General features: G+C 41.1%; 19 protein-coding genes and 2 pseudogenes. 11 read left to right on the top strand and 10 right to left on the bottom strand.

What is annotated here, in order from left to right; genetic code table 11:
• The first annotated feature begins 420 nt into the window (after positions 1-420).
• From V756_RS0102715 to yydJ, 5 genes are all read left to right on the top strand, one after another.
• Positions 421-570 (top strand): epipeptide YydF family RiPP, encoded by a 150-nt coding sequence (locus V756_RS0102715; protein WP_014115819.1) that lies wholly within the window; start codon positions 421-423, stop codon positions 568-570.
• Between the two features lie 57 nt (positions 571-627).
• Entirely contained in the window at positions 628-1587 is a 960-nt protein-coding gene (locus V756_RS0102710; RefSeq protein ID WP_024713312.1) for a YydG family radical SAM peptide epimerase, read from the top strand.
• Positions 1568-2326 carry a zinc metalloprotease LiaK gene (liaK, locus tag V756_RS0102705; RefSeq protein WP_024713311.1) on the top strand — a complete coding sequence of 253 codons (759 nt, stop codon included), beginning with the start codon at positions 1568-1570 and terminating at the stop codon, positions 2324-2326. Before V756_RS0102710 ends, liaK begins: the two co-directional genes overlap by 20 nt.
• Before the next feature lie 157 nt (positions 2327-2483).
• Positions 2484-3113 (top strand): YydI family epipeptide exporter ATP-binding subunit, encoded by a 630-nt coding sequence (yydI, locus tag V756_RS0102700; protein ID WP_024713310.1) that lies wholly within the window; start codon positions 2484-2486, stop codon positions 3111-3113.
• A gap of 20 nt (positions 3114-3133) precedes the next feature.
• Positions 3134-3856: a YydJ family epipeptide exporter permease subunit gene (gene yydJ, locus V756_RS0102695; protein ID WP_024713309.1), complete on the top strand. Its 723-nt coding sequence runs from the start codon at positions 3134-3136 to the stop codon at positions 3854-3856.
• A gap of 128 nt (positions 3857-3984) precedes the next feature.
• Here the strand turns inward: yydJ and V756_RS0102690 are convergent, their stop codons facing one another.
• Together V756_RS0102690 and V756_RS1000000124270 are read right to left on the bottom strand one after the other, a co-directional pair.
• The gene (locus V756_RS0102690) at positions 3985-4146 is read right to left on the bottom strand and encodes a hypothetical protein (protein WP_024713308.1); all 162 of its coding nucleotides are present in this window, start codon (positions 4144-4146) and stop codon (positions 3985-3987) included.
• A 40-nt stretch (positions 4147-4186) separates the two neighbouring features.
• A pseudogene (locus V756_RS1000000124270) lies at positions 4187-4581 on the bottom strand (Pathogenicity island protein).
• Between the two features lie 162 nt (positions 4582-4743).
• Between V756_RS1000000124270 and V756_RS1000000124265 the strand changes: the two are divergent.
• Positions 4744-4931: pseudogene (locus V756_RS1000000124265) on the top strand (6-phospho-beta-glucosidase); the annotation flags it as partial.
• A 268-nt stretch (positions 4932-5199) separates the two neighbouring features.
• A complete protein-coding gene (locus tag V756_RS0102685; protein ID WP_024713307.1) occupies positions 5200-6552 on the top strand; it encodes a polysaccharide pyruvyl transferase family protein in 1353 nt (450 codons plus the stop codon).
• 111 nt (positions 6553-6663) lie between these two features.
• Here V756_RS0102685 and ahpF read toward each other — a convergent pair whose 3' ends face one another.
• The 6 genes from ahpF to V756_RS0102655 all read right to left on the bottom strand — a co-directional run bounded on the left by ahpF (position 6664) and on the right by V756_RS0102655 (position 14286).
• Positions 6664-8193: an alkyl hydroperoxide reductase subunit F gene (gene ahpF / locus V756_RS0102680; RefSeq protein ID WP_024713306.1), complete on the bottom strand. Its 1530-nt coding sequence runs from the start codon at positions 8191-8193 to the stop codon at positions 6664-6666.
• A gap of 13 nt (positions 8194-8206) precedes the next feature.
• Positions 8207-8770 carry an alkyl hydroperoxide reductase subunit C gene (gene ahpC / locus V756_RS0102675; protein ID WP_024713305.1) on the bottom strand — a complete coding sequence of 188 codons (564 nt, stop codon included), beginning with the start codon at positions 8768-8770 and terminating at the stop codon, positions 8207-8209.
• Positions 8771-9215: 445 nt separating this feature from the next.
• A complete protein-coding gene (gene gnd / locus V756_RS0102670; protein WP_024713304.1) occupies positions 9216-10622 on the bottom strand; it encodes a decarboxylating NADP(+)-dependent phosphogluconate dehydrogenase in 1407 nt (468 codons plus the stop codon).
• A 23-nt stretch (positions 10623-10645) separates the two neighbouring features.
• Positions 10646-11992, bottom strand: a complete 1347-nt coding sequence (gene gntP, locus V756_RS0102665) for a gluconate permease GntP (RefSeq protein ID WP_024713303.1) — start codon at positions 11990-11992, stop codon at positions 10646-10648.
• 28 nt (positions 11993-12020) lie between these two features.
• Positions 12021-13562, bottom strand: a complete 1542-nt coding sequence (gene gntK, locus V756_RS0102660) for a gluconokinase (protein WP_024713302.1) — start codon at positions 13560-13562, stop codon at positions 12021-12023.
• On the bottom strand, positions 13555-14286 hold the full coding sequence (locus tag V756_RS0102655) for a GntR family transcriptional regulator (protein WP_024713301.1): 732 nt from the start codon (positions 14284-14286) through the stop codon (positions 13555-13557). The genes gntK and V756_RS0102655 overlap by 8 nt, the downstream gene beginning before the upstream one ends.
• A gap of 194 nt (positions 14287-14480) precedes the next feature.
• On the opposite strand from V756_RS0102655, the gene V756_RS0102650 reads away from it, so the two are divergent.
• Both V756_RS0102650 and V756_RS0102645 read left to right on the top strand, forming a co-directional pair.
• Positions 14481-15629 carry a glycerate kinase gene (locus V756_RS0102650; RefSeq protein WP_024713300.1) on the top strand — a complete coding sequence of 383 codons (1149 nt, stop codon included), beginning with the start codon at positions 14481-14483 and terminating at the stop codon, positions 15627-15629.
• A 93-nt stretch (positions 15630-15722) separates the two neighbouring features.
• Positions 15723-16754: a polysaccharide pyruvyl transferase family protein gene (locus V756_RS0102645; protein ID WP_024713299.1), complete on the top strand. Its 1032-nt coding sequence runs from the start codon at positions 15723-15725 to the stop codon at positions 16752-16754.
• Between the two features lie 44 nt (positions 16755-16798).
• Here V756_RS0102645 and V756_RS0102640 read toward each other — a convergent pair whose 3' ends face one another.
• Together V756_RS0102640 and V756_RS0102635 are read right to left on the bottom strand one after the other, a co-directional pair.
• Positions 16799-17209 (bottom strand): hypothetical protein, encoded by a 411-nt coding sequence (locus V756_RS0102640; RefSeq protein ID WP_024713298.1) that lies wholly within the window; start codon positions 17207-17209, stop codon positions 16799-16801.
• A gap of 14 nt (positions 17210-17223) precedes the next feature.
• Positions 17224-18687 carry a DUF2974 domain-containing protein gene (locus tag V756_RS0102635; RefSeq protein WP_024713297.1) on the bottom strand — a complete coding sequence of 488 codons (1464 nt, stop codon included), beginning with the start codon at positions 18685-18687 and terminating at the stop codon, positions 17224-17226.
• 61 nt (positions 18688-18748) lie between these two features.
• Between V756_RS0102635 and V756_RS0102630 the strand changes: the two genes are divergently transcribed.
• On the top strand, positions 18749-19243 hold the full coding sequence (locus V756_RS0102630) for a DUF1433 domain-containing protein (RefSeq protein ID WP_024713296.1): 495 nt from the start codon (positions 18749-18751) through the stop codon (positions 19241-19243).
• A gap of 4 nt (positions 19244-19247) precedes the next feature.
• Complete coding sequence (locus V756_RS0102625) at positions 19248-19730, top strand: DUF1433 domain-containing protein (RefSeq protein WP_370444932.1); 483 nt, start codon at positions 19248-19250, stop codon at positions 19728-19730.
• The last annotated feature ends 21 nt before the right edge of the window (positions 19731-19751 follow it).

Here is a 19751-nt window from a genome sequence, read left to right as displayed (position 1 = left end):
GGACCTTGATATGATAGTACCTCATAACTGCTTTTTGTGACAATTGAAATGAGGGAAAGAGGTGCAGAGATGAGTGTGGAATTAATAAAAGCGGAAAATAGAGAGAAAGCAAGAGAGCTCAAAAATCCTTTAAGCAACAGTATCCACGGAGTGAGCTATATTTGATTCGGGGTTAGGCTGAAAGGTTTGTATTACTATGGTAACAATCATTTGTTTACCATTTGCAGTCTATTAATGATTCGGAGGCGACCTGTGACTTTTAATCTATATGATATAGGTTTCAGTGGATCTATATCAAAGGAGAATGAGTGATATATCCTATAACCAGAAAAAATATTCTGATTTTTTAGTCTAATGTGTTGACTCACATTGAACTATATGGAATAATTGGTTTATATTAGTAGAGAAGGAGGGGAGATTATGAAAAAGGAAAACACAAACAATGAACCTGTAAAAAATTTAGAGTTTAAGGGACTATTAGACGAATCACAGAAGTTAGCAAAAGTGAATGACCTTTGGTACTTTGTAAAATCAAAAGAAAATCGCTGGATTCTTGGAAGTGGTCATTAATTTGGGGGTATAAAGGAGAGTTTAACTCTCCTTTATCATTTTTCAGGGGGATTAATCATGTATGATAAAACAGTATCAATCAATTTAGATTCTAAGTGTAATGCGTCTTGTGATCATTGTTGTTTTTCTAGTTCACCAACTTCCACAATTAAGATGGAAAAGGATTATATAAGAGACTTAGTTACTGAATTTGCAAAAAATAAAACCATTCAAGTGATTTCTTTTACAGGTGGGGAAATTTTTTTAGACTATATATTTTTGAAAGAACTAATGGAAATCATTAAACCATATGAAAAACAAATAACGTTGATTTCTAATGGATTTTGGGGTGTCAGCAGGAAAAGGGTTCAAGAATACTTTTATGATATGAATTCGTTAAATGTTGTAGCCTTAACTATAAGTTATGATGAGTATCACGCTCCATTTGTCAAATCGTCCAGTATTAAAAACATATTAGAGCATAGCAGGAAATACCCTGATATTGATATTTCTCTTAATATGGCAGTTACTAAAGACAAGATGTCAAACCATATTTTGGAGGATTTGGGTGATTCAATCTTAGGTGTAAAGATTACAAAATTTCCAATGATATCAGTTGGTGCTGCCAGAACTAGGATTAGGCCAGAAAATATACATAAGTTTCACAATCTTGATGATGATGATTCCTTATATTGTCCCGGATATGAGATTGTATATCATCATGACGGAGAGATTTATCCGTGTTGTTCACCTGCTATTTTTGAAACAAAAATAACCTTAAGAGAAGAATATAATCAGAATTTTGAAAGAACAGTAGAAAAGTTAAATTCAAACTTGCTATTATTTATTCTTAGGAAAGAAGGATTCAAATGGTTCTTGGATATTTTAAAAGAAAACAATAAAATAGAAGAATTTGATATCCCTTATGAATTTTCTTCAATTTGTGGTGTTTGTGGTTCTCTATTCAACTCCGCTGAAAAAATAAACTACTTTTATCCTCACATGGAAAAATATTATTATGAAAATTTTGAAGTATGAAGATGAGAAATATGAAGTGATTGTACAAAAAAACGTTTTTATAAAAGACAAAATAAGTGGTGATTATTATAAGAAAAACTTAGATTCTCTTACAGATGAACAATTATCATATTTTGAAACTTATAAAGAGAGAGTGTCAACAAAATTTTTTTACTTGTTCTTATCTTTTACGGCCATAATGTTCATGTTGAATTATATTCATTTGATTAAATTGCAGAAAGAGTTAACTTCTGTAATATTTGGATGGGAAATGTGGATAATTATAGCTTTTTACTTTATAATGAATATAGTGCTTCATGAATTGGGACATATTTATTCTTTAAAGTTTTTCGGGAAAAACTTTGACAAAGTTGGCTTTAAACTCAATTTTTATGTTTTCCCTGCTTTTTATGTCCAATTGAATGAAACCTACATGCTGTCCAGAAATGAAAAGATAATCGTTCATTTATTCGGCTTGTTTATCAATTATTTTATAATTAATATGCTAGAAATAATAAATCAATTTACAATTTCCAGTGAATCTTTAACGGTAGCATTTATGCTATTCTCATCAACTTTACTGTGGAACTTAGTTCCAATATTGAATTCTGATGGTTACAAAATTCTTTTGGCTTTTCTTAGCTTAGACGAATATAGTCGCTTTAAAACAAATCATTGGTTAGTCCTTACTATTCAAGTTATAGGAATTGGACTTGCGGTAAATTCCGTTGTGCATTGGATCTTATATATTGCAAAATAGAGTAAAAGATCTCCAAATTAATCATCGAAAAAACATTTCTTCTTCCAGTGCTGAATCGGAAACGAAAGAGGTACCTCAAAAATAAAAACAGTATTAATTAATTAACAAAGAAAAAGGCGTCTCTTTATTTATGTAAATATTTCCTAGGAGTATGCATATGAATATAGCGAATTATACTTTAAAAGTGAAGGGCAAAACCTTACTTCAGGACACTGACTTACATTTTTCGAGTGGGAAAATCAACCATGTCGTCGGAAAAAATGGAGTCGGCAAATCACAGCTTGCTAAAGACTTTTTGTTGAATAATAGCAAACGAATCGGCAGAGATATTCGACAAAATGTTTCTTTAATATCCAGCTCATCGAATATACCTAATGATGTTTCTAAGGACTTTTTATTACACTTTTTGAGTGAAAAGTTTGGTTCGGAAATGCTAAATAAGATTGCACATTTACTTAATCTTGATAATATAGATGGGAAAATTCTGATCAAAAATTTGAGTGATGGGCAAAAGCAAAAACTAAAATTGCTTAGTTTCTTATTAGAGGATAAAAATATTATTGTTTTAGATGAAATAACGAATTCATTAGACAAAAAAACGGTTATAGAGATCCATGGCTTCTTAAAAAAGTATATCCAGGAGAACCCAGATAAGATTATCATTAATATTACACATGATTTGTCTGATTTAAAGGCGATAGAAGGGGACTATTACATATTTAATCACCAGAAAATTCGGCAATATCATTCAGTGGATAAATTAATTGAAGTGTATATAAATGAGTAAGTAAACAGTGGGGGCTTAAGATGAAATTAGAGTTTAAAAAAAGTATTAGCAACAAAGTTTTCATTATTTTAGGATCTATGTTCGTATTTTTATTTTTACTGGGATATTTTTTACTTGTTGGAATCGACAAAGTCAGCAATGTTACACCCGAGATGTTTTTCTTTAGCTCCTATACCGTTGCGACTCAGTTTGGTTTGATGTTATTTTCATTTGTTATAGCTTTCTTTATTAATAGAGAGTATACAAACAAAAATATTCTCTTTTACAAATTAATTGGAGAGAACATCTATACTTTCTTTTATAAAAAGATAGCTGTTTTATTTTTGGAATGTTTTGTGTTTATTGGGCTAGGGTTGCTAGTCATATCGTTGACGTACCATGATTTTTCGCATTTTACTTTATTGTTATTTTTATTTTCTGCGGTTATACTGCAGTATATTTTAATTATTGGAACCATAAGCATGCTATGTCCTAATATATTAATTAGTATAGGTGTCAGTATCGTTTATTGGATTACTTCTGTTATTTTAGTAGCTATAAGCAATAAAACGTTTGGTTTTATCGCTCCTTTTGAAGCGGGTAACACTATGTATCCGCGAATAGAAAGAGTGCTTCAATCTGATAACATGGCACTTGGGAATAATGATATTTTATTTATTATTTTGTATTTAGTTTCGATCATTATCATAAATGCGATTATACTTCGCTTTTCTAAAACCAGATGGATCAAAATGGGCATATGATAAAGGGAGCTACTTCTCAGTGAAGTAGCTTTTTGTGTGCACCTATATATCGTTAAAACGCGAGATAAATCCATGTGTACTGATGATTTTGTTAGGGAGAAGGTGTCTTCCTGCTTGCATCGCCCAAACTATTGTTGTTTTTCTTTCACCATCTTTATAAAAAGGAAAAAGATATTGAATGCAATAAAGTAGTTCATTGGATTCTTAACGATGCTCATCTCTAGGGAAATCTGTAAGAGTATCCAGAGCGCAAAGATCGCTAGTATGGCAGGAATGATGATTTTGTACATGTCGGCCGCCTTCCATAAATAGTGTTAGAAGAGTTCTATATTAGAAGCAAGATGCAGCAGCGCCTGTCATTGGCAATGCCGGGTATTGTGACTGTTCCTACGGTAGCTCCTGCAAAACCCAGTATACCTACACCAGTCAGAGTTTTGGTTTACTGCTTTGATCAAAGCACCATGATCAATTCTTTTGTATCGTAGTGTAACAGGATCACCACTTTTGTCAATTGAGCTTTTGGAGAGAATTTGCTCTTTGCTGGTTACATGATCTTTTAGAGTTGCATTTCCATCTATCAATATGAACATCTGCATGCTCGAACGTCAACATCAGCTCACTATTGTTGAGGTTTTCAATTTTGTATGCTGCTTGGGATTCTGCAGCATCAGAGGTGAAACTGGGAGGGCTAAGGCACCTGCTAGCTTTGGTTGCCATACTAACAGAAACGTTTCGCCTGTTAAACCCTTACATTAAGAAATAACTAAAATTTCATCATATCGAACTGCCTCTATATACATTTTCAATTGATGAGACTTTTCATTCTAGTACATCACTAATAGCTTTCTGCTTACGAACACTACTTTTTTTACTGAAGGGTTAGTAAAAGAAAAAGGATTGCTCATGACAACATAAAGCTATGTTTAAACCGCTATACGACTTGGGGCATTACTGAAATCGTCTCCTTTATAACAGGCGAAATGAAATCATGATCTATGTTGCTCGAGACAATGAAGGAAACGGATCGATGAAGCGATATATAAACGTCATTCAAACGAGTGGCGAGGAATTGTAAGCTGCGACCCGAATGGTGCACTTTTGCCGGTTCGGGTTTTTTGATGTGATGTGTTCTGATACCCGTTGATGGGAATAGATTACCAATGCTGATCGCTATGTTATGATTTCACCTGTAAGATGCTTTTTTGTATAATTTAATAGAAGAAAGAGAGTTTGTGAGTAAAAAGGGATGAAAGAGGGTGTCCGGCTGAAGAGTTTAAGATTATGATTGAGTTCCCTAAGCACATCTCCTGATTAAAATTTGGCGAGGAAGGGGCAACATCACATTGAAAAATATATTAATAAGAGCTGGTATATCACCATTTGATACATTCAATGCAGCTGAAATGATTGTTCGCAACTCTATTGGCGGCAACGTGGGAAACTTAGTATATGCCTACAGTGTGTTTCGCACGCTGATGAAAGAGGGAACAACGATTACTCCTGATTATTATCGGATTAATCCGGCGGATGCTGAGGAAATGAATAAAACATATGATATGTATATTATCCCGCTGGCAGATGCATTCCGAAAGGATTTCGTGCCTTCTTTAAGGAAATATACCCAATTGATAAAGAAACTAACCATTCCGGTTGTTGTGATTGGTGTTGGGCTGCGGGCGCCATTTGAACCAAAATTAAATGAAGGTTTTCCTTTTGATGAGGATGTAAAGGCGTTTGTGAGTGCCGTGCTGGAGAGATCCAATATGATTGGTGTCCGCGGTGAAATTACAGCGAAATACCTTTCCAGATTAGGATTCCGTGAAGGGATTGACCATACGGTAATTGGCTGTCCTTCGATGTATGCGTTTGGAAGGGAATTGAAGATAAGAGAAACCAATATTACATTTGAATCAATGGTGACGGTTAACTCATCAAAGCTGTCTCCTAAGCATGTGCTGGACTTCATTACGAGAAGCATGAAAGAGTTCCCGAATCATTACTTTATCCCGCAATGGCGAAAAGAGATGATTCTGACATATGCAGGTGCGCCTGCCTTAGCGAAGCCTGCCGATAATTACCCGGTCAGCATGGAAGACCCGGCTTACCAAAATGATAGAGTCCGGTTCTTTTTAAATGTGCCGACTTGGCTGGATTTCCTGAGACAAGCTGATTTAAGCTTCGGTGCAAGGCTGCATGGGAATATCGCAGCAACGATTGCCGGAACACCAAGCCTGCTGCTCCCGAAAGACGCCAGAATGCGGGAATTAGCTGAGTATCATCAGTTAACGCATGTCATGGCCAATGAGATCACAGAGAAGACAAAACTGTCACAACTAATTGAAACCCTTGATTTTCATCAGCCTGAAAAACGGCAAGCACAAAACTTTGACCATTTCATCAGCTTTCTGGATCAAAATGAGCTTGATCATATTTATAAAGAGAAAGCGATACTTGATACTGTTCCTTTTGACGAAAAACTATCTAACACGAAGCTTCTTCCTCCTGTGACTACAGTTAGCGGCTGCAGTTCCACAGAAACAGCGAAACGCTGGGAAGCGCTTATGGTATTAGAAAACGCCCAAAAGGAAAAAACCATTAAAGATCTCAAGAACAAGGTCAAAAAGTATCAGGGCACGTTAAATCGAAAATCAGTGCGTATCGCATTAAAAACAGCAAATATGCTGAGTGTCAAGTGACCATTCTCTAACATTACAACTATATTACAAATGTATAAAACGCGCAATATTTTTGGAATAAAAAAGAAAGCCGCAATGATGCCAATCTGGCAATATTGCGGCTTTCTTTTATTAGTTGCGGATAAGGTAATCAAACGCGCCGAGAGCGGCGGTTGCACCTGATCCCATTGAAATAATGATTTGGTTGTACGCACTGTCTGTGCAGTCGCCGGCAGCGAATAAGCCTGGAACGCTTGTCGCGCCGTGCTTGTCGACGATGATTTCGCCGATGCGGTTGCGTTCAACCGTTTCGTCTAACCATTCTGTGTTTGGCACGAGACCGATTTGGACGAATACACCTTGGAGTTCAACGTGTTTTTCTTCGCCTGTTTCGCGGTCTACGTATGTGATGCCGTTTACGCTCTGGTCGCCTGTGATTTCTTTTGTTTGTGCATTTTTGTGCACAGTGACGTTTGGCAGGCTGTAAAGACGTTTTTGCAGCACTTCGTCTGCTTTCAGCTCCGCCGCGAACTCGAGCACAGTAACGTGATTGACAATACCTGCAAGGTCAATCGCTGCTTCGATTCCAGAGTTTCCGCCGCCGATAACCGCTACGTCTTTGCCTTCAAACAATGGCCCATCACAGTGCGGGCAGTATGCGACACCTTTGTTTTTGAACTCTTGTTCACCAGGTACGTTGACATTGCGCCAGCGGGCACCTGTTGACAGGATCACTGTTTTACTTTTCAGGACAGCGCCGTTTTCAAGTTCAAGTTCGAAAAGGTCTTTCTTCTCAAGGCGTTTTGCGCGCTGGAGGTTCATGATATCAATATCATATTCCTTTACGTGCTCTTCAAGGCTTGCAGCAAGCTTTGGCCCTTCAGTCGCTTTGACGCTGATGAAGTTTTCGATGCTCATGGTGTCGAGAACCTGTCCGCCGAAGCGTTCAGCGACTACACCAGTGCGGATGCCTTTACGCGCAGTGTAGATTGCTGCACTTGCGCCAGCAGGTCCGCCTCCGACAACAAGAACGTCAAACGGCTCTTTGTCAGCAAACTCAGATGCGTCTGCACCGCTGCCCATTTTTGCAAGAATTTCTTCAAGCGTCATCCGGCCGCTGCCGAAGGATTCCCCATTCAGGTAAACTGTCGGCACCGCCATGATGTTTTTGCTTTCAACTTCTGATTTGTATGCCGCACCATCAATCATCGTGTGCGTAATGTTCGGGTTCAGCACGCTCATCATGTTTAAAGCTTGTACAACGTCAGGACAGTTGTGGCATGTCAGGCTGATATAAGATTCAAAGTGGTATTCACCGCTGATCTTCTTCACCTGATCAATGACTTTTTGGTCTACCTTAGGCGGTCTGCCGCTCACTTGGAGCAATGCCAAAACTAATGATGTAAATTCGTGGCCAAGAGGGATACCGGCGAATGTAACGCCAGTGTCTTCTCCGACACGATTGACACTGAAGCTTGGCGTTCTGTTTAATTCAGCTTTTTCAACTGAAATTTTAGAGGACATGGAAGCCAGCTCATCAACGAGAGCCAGCATGTCCTTAGAAGTGTCATCTTCGCCTGCGCTAACTTTGAGAACAATGTCATTCTCAATTAGCTGCATGTATTGATTTAATTGTGCTTTGATATTTGCATCAAGTCCCAATGGAATGCACTCCTTAGATTTTACCTACTAGATCAAGGCTAGGTGTAAGCGTTTCGCCGCCTTCTTCCCATTTCGCCGGGCAAACTTCACCTGGGTTTTGACGGACGTATTGTGCTGCTTTTACTTTGCTGATTAGGTTGCTTGCGTCACGGCCGATACCGCCTGCATTGATTTCAACAGTTTGGATGACGCCGTCTGGATCGATGATGAATGTTCCGCGGTCAGCAAGACCAGATTCTTCGTCAAGAACATCGAAGTTGCGAGAGATCGTTTGAGATGGGTCACCGATCATTGCGTAAGTGATTTTGCCGATTTTTTCAGAGCTGTCATGCCAGCCTTTGTGTACGAAGTGAGTATCTGTAGAAACAGAGTATACTTCAACACCTAATTCTTTAAGTGCAGCGTATTGGTTTTGAAGATCTTCAAGCTCAGTTGGGCATACGAAAGAGAAATCTGCTGGGTAGAAGCAGAATACGCTCCATTGGCCTTTCAAATCTTCGTTTGTTACATCGATGAATTCACCGTTTTTGAATGCTTTTGCTTCGAATGGAAGTACTTCTTTACCGATTAAAGACATAATGTATATTCCTCCTAAAAATGTATTAGAAAGCATATGCGCTTTCAATAATAATTCTAATTATATACCAATTATTAATTAATATATATTTTTTGTCAAGCCAAAACCCCGCTAATACATGACTTTTTTTCATTTTGTATAAGGTGTGACAGGAAGGATTTTGGCATTTCTGTGATGGCAGCTGAGAATGTAAAAAGGGACTGATTCTCAATTAGACAAGGTTTTTCGGGACTTTTGTGCATCAGAGCTGTTAGGCATTTGAACATTTTATGACACAATGAGCAAGCGGTAACTTTTACTTTATTGGGGATTGTTTCTAGCTATTATTGTATCACTGTTTATGATATTTATAACACGACTTATGTTTTCAGAGGAATATTCTCTTTGTTAGATGAGATGAAAAAAACACGGTTCAGTTGAAACTGACCGTGTTTTTTTATGACAGTTATTCAGACCAATTCGTATGGAAAACGCCGTCCATATCTGTTCGTTCGTACGTATGGGCGCCGAAGTAATCGCGCTGCGCCTGCAAGAGGTTCGCATTGGAACGACCTGCGCGGTAGCCGTCGTAATAAGAGAGCGCTGTTGTTAAGCATGGGAATGAGCTTCCGGTGCTGATGCCCTCACAAACGACTTTGCGCATGCCTGTTTGATAAGACTGGAGCTTATCTGAGAAATAAGGCGCAATCATCAGGTTTGACAGGTTTGGCTGCTCGCTGAATGCTTCGCTGATGACATTTAGGAAATCTGCGCGGATGATGCAGCCGCCTCGGAAAATCAAGGCGATGTCTTTGAGCGGCAGATTCCATCCGTAAAGCTCAGATGACATTTTGTATTGGGCAAAGCCTTGTGCGTAGGCACATACTTTCCCCATGTAAAGAGCCTGTCTGACGTATTCAATCCACGTGTCTTTATCAAAATGTTTTTCTTCCGTTTCCGGACCTGCTAACACATCTTGAGCCGCTACGCGTTCTTCTTTTAAGGATGACAGGTAGCGGGCGAACAAGGACTCTGTGATGATCGTGGACGGGATGCCATTATCAATCGCCTGCATGCTCGTCCATTTTCCGGTGCCTTTTTGGCCGGTTTTATCAAGGATGACATCGATCAAAGGCTGTCCTGTTTGGTCATCTTTTTTGCGTAAAATCTCAGCTGTAATCTCTATTAAATAGCTTTTCAGCTCACCTTGGTTCCATGTTTCAAAAATAGAGGCAATCTCATCGAGCGGCAGACGCAGCGTTTCTCTCAGAAACGTATACGCTTCTGCAATCAGCTGCATGTCGGCATACTCAATGCCGTTGTGCACCATTTTTGTAAAATGCCCGGCCCCTTTTGGTCCGATGTAGACACAGCACGGATCTTCTCCGACTTGAGCTGCGATTTTTGTCAGGATGGGAGCGGCTTTGTCATAGACGTCGCGATCTCCGCCCGGCATGATAGAAGGCCCTGTTAATGCGCCGACTTCGCCTCCGGAAATGCCGACACCCAGGTAGCCGATGCCTTTTTCCTTCAGCTCGTCATATCTTCTTTCTGTGTCTTCATAGTGGGAGTTTCCTCCGTCCATGATGACGTCGCCTTCTTCAAGCAAAGGCTTTAATGATTGGATGACGGAATCTACGGGTTTCCCCGCTGTGACCATTAAAAAGATTTTTCTTGGTTTCTCTAACGATTGAACAAAATCCTGAAGCTCGTAGTACGGGCTGAGAGATTGTCCATCCAGCTTTTGGATAAGCTGGTCCGTTAAATCTCTGGTGTAATTATAGACGGCGACGTTTTCACCTTTGTTTGCCATGTTTAAGGCGATGTTGCTTCCCATTACGCCTAGGCCTATGACACCAATCGTATTGAACATGTGTTACAGCTCCTTCATCAATTTCATACAACTAAACTTAACAATAATATGAATCCCAGTCCAGCAACGGAAATAATCGTTTCCAGCAACGTCCATGTGGCAAATGTTTCTTTCATGCTTAAACCGAAGTACTCCTTGAACATCCAGAAGCCGGCGTCATTGACGTGTGAGGCAATGACACTTCCGGCGCCAGTTGCGAGCACGACTAATGCCAGGTTAACATCAGAATGCCCCAATAGCGGAATGACTAGTCCTGTTGTGCTTAGCGCGGCAACAGTGGCTGACCCTAAAGAAATGCGCAGGATCGCAGCGATGAGCCAAGCAAGAATAATTGGCGATAATGCCGTTCCTTTGAACAGGTCTGCTACATAATCGCCGACACCGCCGTTGATCAGCACTTGTTTGAAGGCGCCGCCTCCCCCGATGATCAGAAGCATCATACCGATTTGTGAAATGGCAGTTGAACAAGAGTCCATCACGGTTTTGACTGGAATGTTGCGTTTGATGCCCATTGTATAGACTGCAACCAATAACGAGATAATCATAGCAGTCGATGCGTTTCCAATCAATCGGATAAATGCTAAAACTCCGTTATCCGCAAATCCGATTGTTTCCTGAAGGAGGTTGATAATGGTTGCGACCGACATGATGATAATCGGAAGCATTGCAGTAAAAACGCTGATTCCGAAGCCGGGTGTCTCCTCAAGCTTGAACGTTTTTTGTGTGCCGAGTGATGTAATATTGCCGTTTTTCGCAAATGATGCAGGAACGATTTTTTTCGCAAACTTTGTAAATAAAGGCCCTGCGATGAACACTGTCGGAACAGCAACGATAAAGCCGTACAGCAGGACTTCCCCAATGTTTGCGCCGTACTCGCCGGCAATCGCCGTAGGTCCAGGATGCGGAGGCAGGTAACCGTGCGTGACGGACAGCGCTGCGACCATTGGAATTCCGAGATATAAAATAGAAATCTTCAATTCTCGTGAAATCGCAAATACAATCGGAATTAATAGAACCAAGCCTACTTCAAAAAATAACGCAATACCGATAATGAATGAGGCTATGACAACGGCCCATTGAATGTTTTTCTCGCCGAATTTATTGACGAGCGTCATCGCAATGCGCTGTGCGCCTCCAGAATCCGCGATCAGCTTGCCCAGCATCGCACCGAGTCCGAAGATAAGCGCGATGTGGCCAAGGGTTCCCCCTATTCCTTCTTCAATGGAGCTGACAACTTTATCGAACGGCATCCCGAGTGCCAATGCCACGCCGAACGATACGATCAGCAAGGAAATAAATGTGTTTAATTTTAAGCCCATAATCAAAAGCAGTAAAGCTAAGATCCCAAGTGCAACAATGATTAATGGCATGGTAGTGCCCTCCCCTTCATGTCATGTGCTAGTTGGGTGTGATTAAGCCCCTTTGATAGTCTGCAATTTGTGTATATTGATGTTCTAATAATCTTGATAGGTTAATGAAAATCGGCATTAATTGTCTGTACTCTTTGGCTGAGTCTTCGATCGGCGTGTGTCTGTGCGTGCTGCCGACCATGTCGGACACGGCATCGAATGAATCAATTTTTCCTGTCGCATACAGGCCTAAAATGCAGGCGCCGAGACACGAGCTTTCGTAGCTTTCCGGTACGACAACCTCTGATTCGAAGATATCCGCCATCATTTGGCGCCAAACCTCTGACCTTGCAAATCCCCCTGTTGCCTGAATGCGGGTTACCGGGCCGTCCATGCATTCTGTTAACGCCAGGAACACCGTGTACAGGTTGTAAATGACACCCTCTAATGCCGCGCGTATCATATGTTCTTTCTTATGCGACATGGTCAGGCCGAAAAATGAGCCGCGCACATCGGAATTCCACAACGGAGCGCGTTCTCCGGCGAGGTATGGGTGGAACAGCAGACCGTCAGAACCCGGTCTGACGCGTTGGGCAATTTTCGTCAGCACATCATATGGATCAATGCCCAATCGTGTCGCTGTTTCGATTTCGGAAGAGGCAAACTCGTCTCTGATCCAGCGAAGAACGATGCCGCCATTGTTTACAGGTCCGCCGATTACCCAATGCTTGTCCGTCAAGGCGTAGCAGAAAACTCGTCCCTTTTCATCGGTTTGCGGCTGGTCAATAATTGTGCGGATGGCGCCGCTTGTCCCGATGGTCACGGCAATCTCGCCCTTCTTAATGGCGTTGACGCCAAGATTGGACAGCACGCCGTCGCTGGCGCCGATGACAAACGGTGTTTCCGGATCGATTCCCATTTGGATTGCTAATTCCGGACGGCAGTTCTGAAAGATCTGGGTTGTCGGCACGAGTTTGGACAAGTGATCCGGCGTGATGCCTGCGATGCGCAGTGCCTCTTCATCCCAATCTAAGTTTTTCAGGTTCATCATGCCTGTCGCTGAGGCCAAAGAATAATCGATGACATACTCATTGAATAACTGTTTAAAAATGTACTCTTTGATGCCGATATATTTTTTTGCTTTGGAAGCGATGTCTTTTCGTTCATTCGTGATCCAAGCAATTTTACTTAACGGCGACATCGGATGGATCGGTGTTCCTGTCCGTCTGTACACCTCATGCCCGTTCCATTCATCTTTGATCTTATGTGTCCAGCCTTCGCTCCGATTATCGGCCCATGTAATGCAAGGCGTCAGCGGCTTGTCATTTTCGTCGATTGCAATCACGCTGTGCATGGCGCTGCTGAACGAAATGAATGAGATTTGTTTTTCGGGATGCTGTTTCGTAATTCTCACTGTTGTGTGGATGACTGCTTGAAAAATCTCCTCCGGATTTTGTTCAGCTGTTGAGATATCCGGCGTATAGAGCGGATAGCCGATGCTTTCTTTCTGTACCACGTCTCCGTTTTCACTGAATAACACAGCTTTTGTGCTTGTCGTGCCGATGTCGATTCCTAACATATAACTAGTCATTGTTGCTTTCAGCTCCTTTTGCCAGCATTTGTTGTGAGAGCCACAGGTCTTCTACCTTTTCTTGTACGTCGTCAAAGTTTTGATGAAGAGACTGAATCATCAGCGCCCTGTCCTTTGCTTTAATGGCCTGAATATAAAGCTCATGGTTATCTAAAATCCTTGTGAAGTCTTCATGTTTTTCCTTTAACCGTACCCGCATAGATAACAGAATAAAGCTTTCCATAACAGGTTTTAGATTGTTCCAGATCATCTGAATATATGAATGATCGATGGCCCGGATAATCGTTTCATGGAATAGCACATCTTGAAATGAAAATTCGTCTGCGTCCTCGTATTTGATGGAAACTTTCATCATTTCAAGTATTTTGCTGAGATCCTTAACTAAAGGCTCAATGTCAATTTTGACAAGCTGTTCAAAGACAAACGTTTCTAATAGTAAACGCACATCATAAATTTCCGCGATTTCTTTCTCAGTTAACCCAATGACAACCGCTCCCATTCGTTCTAAGCGGATGATTTTTTCGGATGCGAGTATTTTTAACGCATCGCGAACCGGCGAACGGCTTACTGAAAAATCGGAGGCAATCGTATTTTCTGATAAAATGGTACCGCTTTCAATGACACCTGAAATGATCCGCATTCTCAGCTCGCATGCGATACGAACACCGGTTGACGCTTTTGCGAGCCATTTTGCAGGATACAACAGGTCCTTGGCGTCTAGCATACACTCACCTTCCTCATTAAAGGAGTATACTTGTATACAAGTATGATAACGCGAATGTGTCATTTGTGCAAACACTTTCATTTCTAATTTCTAATAAAATTTTTCCTGAATAAATGGTATGTATTTCCAAAGTGGATATGATACATTGGAGATAAATAGATTACGAGAATCATGTTTTGAAAGAGGCGATTGGGATGAAAATTATCATTGCACCTGATTCTTTTAAGGAAAGCTTGTCGGCTCTGGAGGCTGCCGACGCAATAGAAAGAGGTTTTACATCGGTTTTTCCTGACGCGGATTGCAGAAAACTGCCGATGGCAGACGGCGGCGAGGGCACCGTTCGCTCTCTGGTTGATGCTACTAACGGTTGGATCACAGAGCAGGTTGTTACAGGGCCGCTGGGGGAATCGGTGAAAGCGTTTTTGGGCATGATGGGAGATGGGAAAACGGCTGTAATTGAAATGGCTGCTGCCTCAGGACTGCATCTCGTCCCTGTTGAAAAGCGTGATCCGCTCGCCACTACTACAAGGGGTACGGGAGAATTGATCGCGGCGGCTCTTGATGCGGGTGCGGAGCGGTTGATCATCGGGATTGGCGGAAGCGCAACGAACGACGGAGGAGCCGGAATGATTCAAGCATTGGGCGGAAGGCTTCTTGATGAATCAGGCCGTGAGATCGGCCCCGGGGGCGGCGCGTTGTCTCAGCTCGCATCCATAGATGTAAGCGGGCTTGATCCCAGAATCTATCATGTCAAGCTGGAGGTCGCCTGCGACGTGGACAATCCATTAACAGGTCCAAGAGGTGCTGCATCTGTTTTCGGGCCGCAAAAAGGTGCGACAGCCGACATGGTTAATGCCCTGGATCAGCACTTGGCCCATTTCGCTGATGTGGCAGAAAAAGCGCTCGGAACAACCTTCAGAGAAACAGAGGGCGCCGGCGCAGCAGGCGGCCTTGGGTGGAGTCTGCTGGCTTTTCTTCAGGCTGAGCTGAAAAGAGGCATTGATATTGTCCTTGAAGCGGTTGATTTTGAAAATGAAGTGCAGGATGCCGATCTTGTGATTACAGGTGAGGGACGGATTGACAGCCAAACCATTTATGGAAAAACGCCGATCGGCGTGGCCAAGGCGGCTAAATCCTATGATGTGCCCGTTATTGGCATTGCAGGATCAATATCAAGAGACAGTGGTGCTGTCTATCAACACGGAATCGACGCGCTTTTCAGCATCGTTCCCGGAGCTGTGCCGCTTGAAGACGCGTTTGAACATGCCGCGGAATATATGGAAAGAACAGCTCGGGACATTGCGGCATCCATCAAGTTGGCGAGAACGATGTTTCTGATCTAGCAGGCGCACACGCCGATGCATAGCCATCCTCCTTTTTGGGTAGAGATAGTTAACCGCACAATGAGACATTCATCCCAGAAGGAGGACAAAGACATGACAGTACAGGAAATCAAAGGTAAAAAACTCGTAAAAGGCATAGCACCAAACGTAGAACCAGAAGCCTTGTTAAATGATAAACGAAAAGTATTTTTGTTCGGTTCCCCGAGTTACACAAATATCGGTGACCAGGCGATTGCGTATGCGGAAGAGAAGTTTATCAAAAACCGTTTTCCGTATTATGAATACATTGAAATTATGGATTATGCGACGGATGAGGGCATTGAACTGGTGAAGGAGATTATCCGTGAAGACGATATTGTCTGCTTTACAGGCGGAGGGAATTTAGGAAACCTTTATCTCGATATTGAGGAAGACAGAAGAAAGGTCTTCTCGGCGTTTAAGGACTACAAATCGATTTCTCTCCCGCAGTCCGTTTATTTTGAAGATACGGAGGAAGGCAATCAAGAAAAGAAGAAAACGCAGGACGCGTACCATCAAAATCCAAACTTAACGATTGCCGCGCGCGAGACGCAGACGCTTGATGTTGTAAACCAGACCTTCAACTCCAATGTGATCTTTACGCCGGATATGGTGCTCTCCTTGGATATTGTGCCGAAAGAGCTCGAGCGGGACGGCGTTCTCTTTATTTTAAGAGCCGATAAGGAGAAAGTGACCGACGAAGATTTTATTTCACAGATGAAGAAATGGGCAGAACAAACGACTTACACGGAGCGTACCGATACGGTGCTGGATACGGTCGACACCATCGATTACGCCGACCGTGAAAAGCATTTTATGGAGATGCTGGACCGCATCGGTTCAAGTAAATTGGTCATCACTGACCGCCTACACGCAATGATTTTCTCCATAATCACCAAAACACCTTGCCTCGTCTTTGGCAACAGCTACGGCAAAGCCAAACATTCGTACCGGGATTGGCTCGAAAGCTTAAACTTCATTGAGTATACGGATCAAAACGATGTTGAGGAGCTGGAGCGCATGATCGGCCGCCTGCTGCAAGCCGAGCCGAATGACGTTGATTTGTCTAAGGACTTTCAGCCGTTGGTTGAATTTTTTAAATCATAGAAGAAAAAGCAGACTGATGGCAGTCTGCTTTTTCTAATGAACCATTATAATCCGATCGAATTTATCAAACTCGAGACGTCGGAACGAACTTTATCAAATGAAAGCTGATCTTTCATTTTATCAGTGACACTGTCTATCGCTTTTCCTGACATATAATGGTCCAGGAGTTCCCGTTTCGCCTTAACTGCCTGCTCGGCGTCTGTAAGGTCATCATAGATGGAGGACAAGTTCTTACGGTCTTCCTGAAAAGCATAGCTTAGTTGTTTTTTGATAGAATTCATCAGAGCCAATTTTTGTTCTTGTCTTTTCTTCTCTTTGAACGCCGCCAATTGTTCTGGTGTCATTTCAGATGTAGCCATATGGGCATTTGAAAAAAGCGAAGTGCTTGAATGCTGGTTCGTCACTTTTTGCAGAAAACGGTCTGCATCTGTTGGTTTTTTATTCATAAAATCCATGTCTCTTTCTCTCCTTATGAAATCCCCATCCGGCTTGCTGCTGCCAGATCTGCATCATGGTAAGCATGTCCCATATGGCCAAGGTCATCTGCCACCATCTGAAGCAAGTGCTGTAAATGAAGCGCTGCATCTACTGCCTGATCATATTTTTCTTTTGAGTAAAAAAGGTGATGGGGTTTATTCATTTTGATCTTATTGATCAAATCATCGACATCAGAAATTGATAATTCATCATATGTGCCAAAGCCAACCATTCGTGTATGCATATTTCTGACATCCTCAATTGAATCCTTTATGTTGTCATCAATTCTTTCAATTTGGCGTATAATCTTAGACCATTCTGATTCAGCGATATGTTTTAACTGCGTGCTTGTATTCATCAATACATGTGACTTAATGAGGATTGAAACACCTGTATTGGCTTTCACATTCGTTGATTTCATTTGCTTAAGCATCGCTACCGCAAACTCTGGATTGTTTTTTAACACATCATCTACAGTTTGGGCAGAGCCATCTGAATTGAAGGTATATCGGTCCAGACCGTGACTTCCCATCAAGGCTTCGACAAATAGTGTGACATCAAGAGATTGATTGTTGTAATGTTTAAATGCCAGGCCCAACATCTTCACTACATCAGGGAGGCGATTATTTTGTACACCGTTCGGCAAAGCCTCGTCATACATCACCTTCACTTTACCTACTTCAGCAGCATCCCGATTCAGCAAAGATAATCCATCATTTAAATTGATATATTCTGTTAAACGGCTGCGGAAATCTCCTTTTAACGCCCGAGCCTTGACATCCTCAGGCAGGTTTTCATATATGTTGGGATTTTCGAAAGTAACACCGCGTTTGATAAAGTCATTCATCACGACTGCATAGCTTGCATTAGAACCGCCTAATGAGTGACCGGTGACTTGAATGTCAGCATTTTTAAAGTCTTTATGTATTTTTTTTGCATACTGGTCTGCCTGAATCGCCTGGTTCTCTGTCCCGTCATCAAACGGTTTTTTGCCAACCAAATAACTAGTGTCCATATGGAGCCAATCTTGCAGTATCTCATTTGAGTATTCAGAAAGCCCTTTTGCTGAGTCATAAAAGGAACCATCTTCATCTTCAGGAATGTTGATCCCCTTCTTCTCTACTTCTTTAATTAGCTGTTCCCGCTTATCACGATATTGTTTTATTGTATCTTGGAATTGGCCGAGACTGATAGGTTCTGATCCACGGTATGCGATGATGGCGTTTTGGATTTTTTCTGGGTGTTTGCCTTGATGGGAATTACGAAAATCCTTTCTAGTAACAAGGGTGAGGGCGTTAAGGCCCTTATCTGTTTTTTTATAATCGATAACGTATAGCTTTTGCCCATTGCTAGTATAAATAATTTCACCAATATGATAGTTTTGAATATCGTAGGCAGCACTCGATATACGGTTGTAATCCTCATCCGTAATTTTTATAGACTTATTTTTAGCCAATTATGCCACTCCTAATCTTTATACATATCTTGTATAATAAAATAAAAAGGATGAATTGCCAATGATAACCAAGAAAAAATTGATGTTTACAGGAGCACTTATAATTATCTTAATTGCAGGGAGCTTGTATTTTTATAAAATCAATACAAAAGAAACAACTGGGGGCAATAAAAATATGAACAGTGAAGAAAAAAGCGATCGTGAAAAAGCGGAAGAATATGCAGAAAAAATGAAGCCGAAAGTAGAAGAGAAATTAAGGAAAGAAGACATTCATCATTTTATAAAAACGATAACCTTTGAAAAAGAAATAGAGATAAACCCGATGGGGAGAATCATTATAGATGGCTATGTCAACGATGATCCAGAAAAGTTTCATTTTTCTGCTGATCTAATCTATAATTCCAATAAGGTAGATGGCATGAGTTTTTCTAAAGACTTAGGCGATAGATTTGAAAATTGGGATGATTTTGATAAGGAGGTTAAAGAAGACTTTTTAAATAGTTTATCGAAAGAAGAACGTGATCAATATTTAAAAGACATAGGTGAAAAGAAATAAAAATATGAAAAAACAAATGCGATTCAAATTACTAGCTTATGTGATCGTTTTGTTCATCGTAATGATTGGCTTCACTTATAAAATAGTAAAAACGTCAGACGTTACTAATAAAGAAAAAAGTGAGCAAGAAAAAGCTGAAGAGTACGCTGTAAAGATGAAGCCAAAAATTAAAGAACATCTTAAGGAAGAAGATATTCACAACTTTATTAAAACAATTACCTTCGAGGATAAAATTGAAATAAACCCAATGGGAAGAATAATTGTAAATGGATATATAAATGACAATCCAGATAAGTTTTACTTCTCCGCAGATTTAATTTATGATTCCAATAAAGTGGACGGAATGAGTTACCCTGAGGATGTAGGTAACCGTTTTACAGACTGGAGCGAATACAGCAAGAAAGAAAAAGAAGAATACATCAAAACCGCATACCCTGATAAAAAAGAGCGTGAACAATATTTAAGAGATATCGGAGAACTAAAATAAACAGGCAAAAAGGCCGGTTTG

Source organism: Bacillus tequilensis KCTC 13622 (assembly GCF_000507145.1).
Lineage (GTDB): Bacteria > Bacillota > Bacilli > Bacillales > Bacillaceae > Bacillus > Bacillus tequilensis.
The sequence above is the reverse complement of the archived record's forward strand: the minus strand, read 5'-3'. Positions and strand labels throughout refer to the sequence as shown.

Excerpts from the sequence above, each read along its gene's own strand:
- V756_RS0102655 (WP_024713301.1), bottom strand. The coding sequence starts at position 14,286 with ATGCTAGACGCCAAGGACCTGTTGTATCCTGCAAAATGGCTCGCAAAA.
- V756_RS0102715 (WP_014115819.1), top strand. The coding sequence starts at position 421 with ATGAAAAAGGAAAACACAAACAATGAACCTGTAAAAAATTTAGAGTTT.
- gnd (WP_024713304.1), bottom strand. The coding sequence starts at position 10,622 with ATGTTCAATACGATTGGTGTCATAGGCCTAGGCGTAATGGGAAGCAAC.
- ahpC (WP_024713305.1), bottom strand. The coding sequence starts at position 8,770 with ATGTCTTTAATCGGTAAAGAAGTACTTCCATTCGAAGCAAAAGCATTC.
- V756_RS0102630 (WP_024713296.1), top strand. The coding sequence starts at position 18,749 with ATGATAACCAAGAAAAAATTGATGTTTACAGGAGCACTTATAATTATC.
- gntP (WP_024713303.1), bottom strand. The coding sequence starts at position 11,992 with ATGCCATTAATCATTGTTGCACTTGGGATCTTAGCTTTACTGCTTTTG.
- V756_RS0102645 (WP_024713299.1), top strand. The coding sequence starts at position 15,723 with ATGACAGTACAGGAAATCAAAGGTAAAAAACTCGTAAAAGGCATAGCA.
- yydI (WP_024713310.1), top strand. The coding sequence starts at position 2,484 with ATGAATATAGCGAATTATACTTTAAAAGTGAAGGGCAAAACCTTACTT.
- yydJ (WP_024713309.1), top strand. The coding sequence starts at position 3,134 with ATGAAATTAGAGTTTAAAAAAAGTATTAGCAACAAAGTTTTCATTATT.
- gntK (WP_024713302.1), bottom strand. The coding sequence starts at position 13,562 with ATGACTAGTTATATGTTAGGAATCGACATCGGCACGACAAGCACAAAA.
- V756_RS0102710 (WP_024713312.1), top strand. The coding sequence starts at position 628 with ATGTATGATAAAACAGTATCAATCAATTTAGATTCTAAGTGTAATGCG.
- V756_RS0102640 (WP_024713298.1), bottom strand. The coding sequence starts at position 17,209 with ATGGATTTTATGAATAAAAAACCAACAGATGCAGACCGTTTTCTGCAA.
- V756_RS0102650 (WP_024713300.1), top strand. The coding sequence starts at position 14,481 with ATGAAAATTATCATTGCACCTGATTCTTTTAAGGAAAGCTTGTCGGCT.
- V756_RS0102690 (WP_024713308.1), bottom strand. The coding sequence starts at position 4,146 with ATGTACAAAATCATCATTCCTGCCATACTAGCGATCTTTGCGCTCTGG.
- liaK (WP_024713311.1), top strand. The coding sequence starts at position 1,568 with ATGAAAATTTTGAAGTATGAAGATGAGAAATATGAAGTGATTGTACAA.
- V756_RS0102625 (WP_370444932.1), top strand. The coding sequence starts at position 19,248 with ATGAAAAAACAAATGCGATTCAAATTACTAGCTTATGTGATCGTTTTG.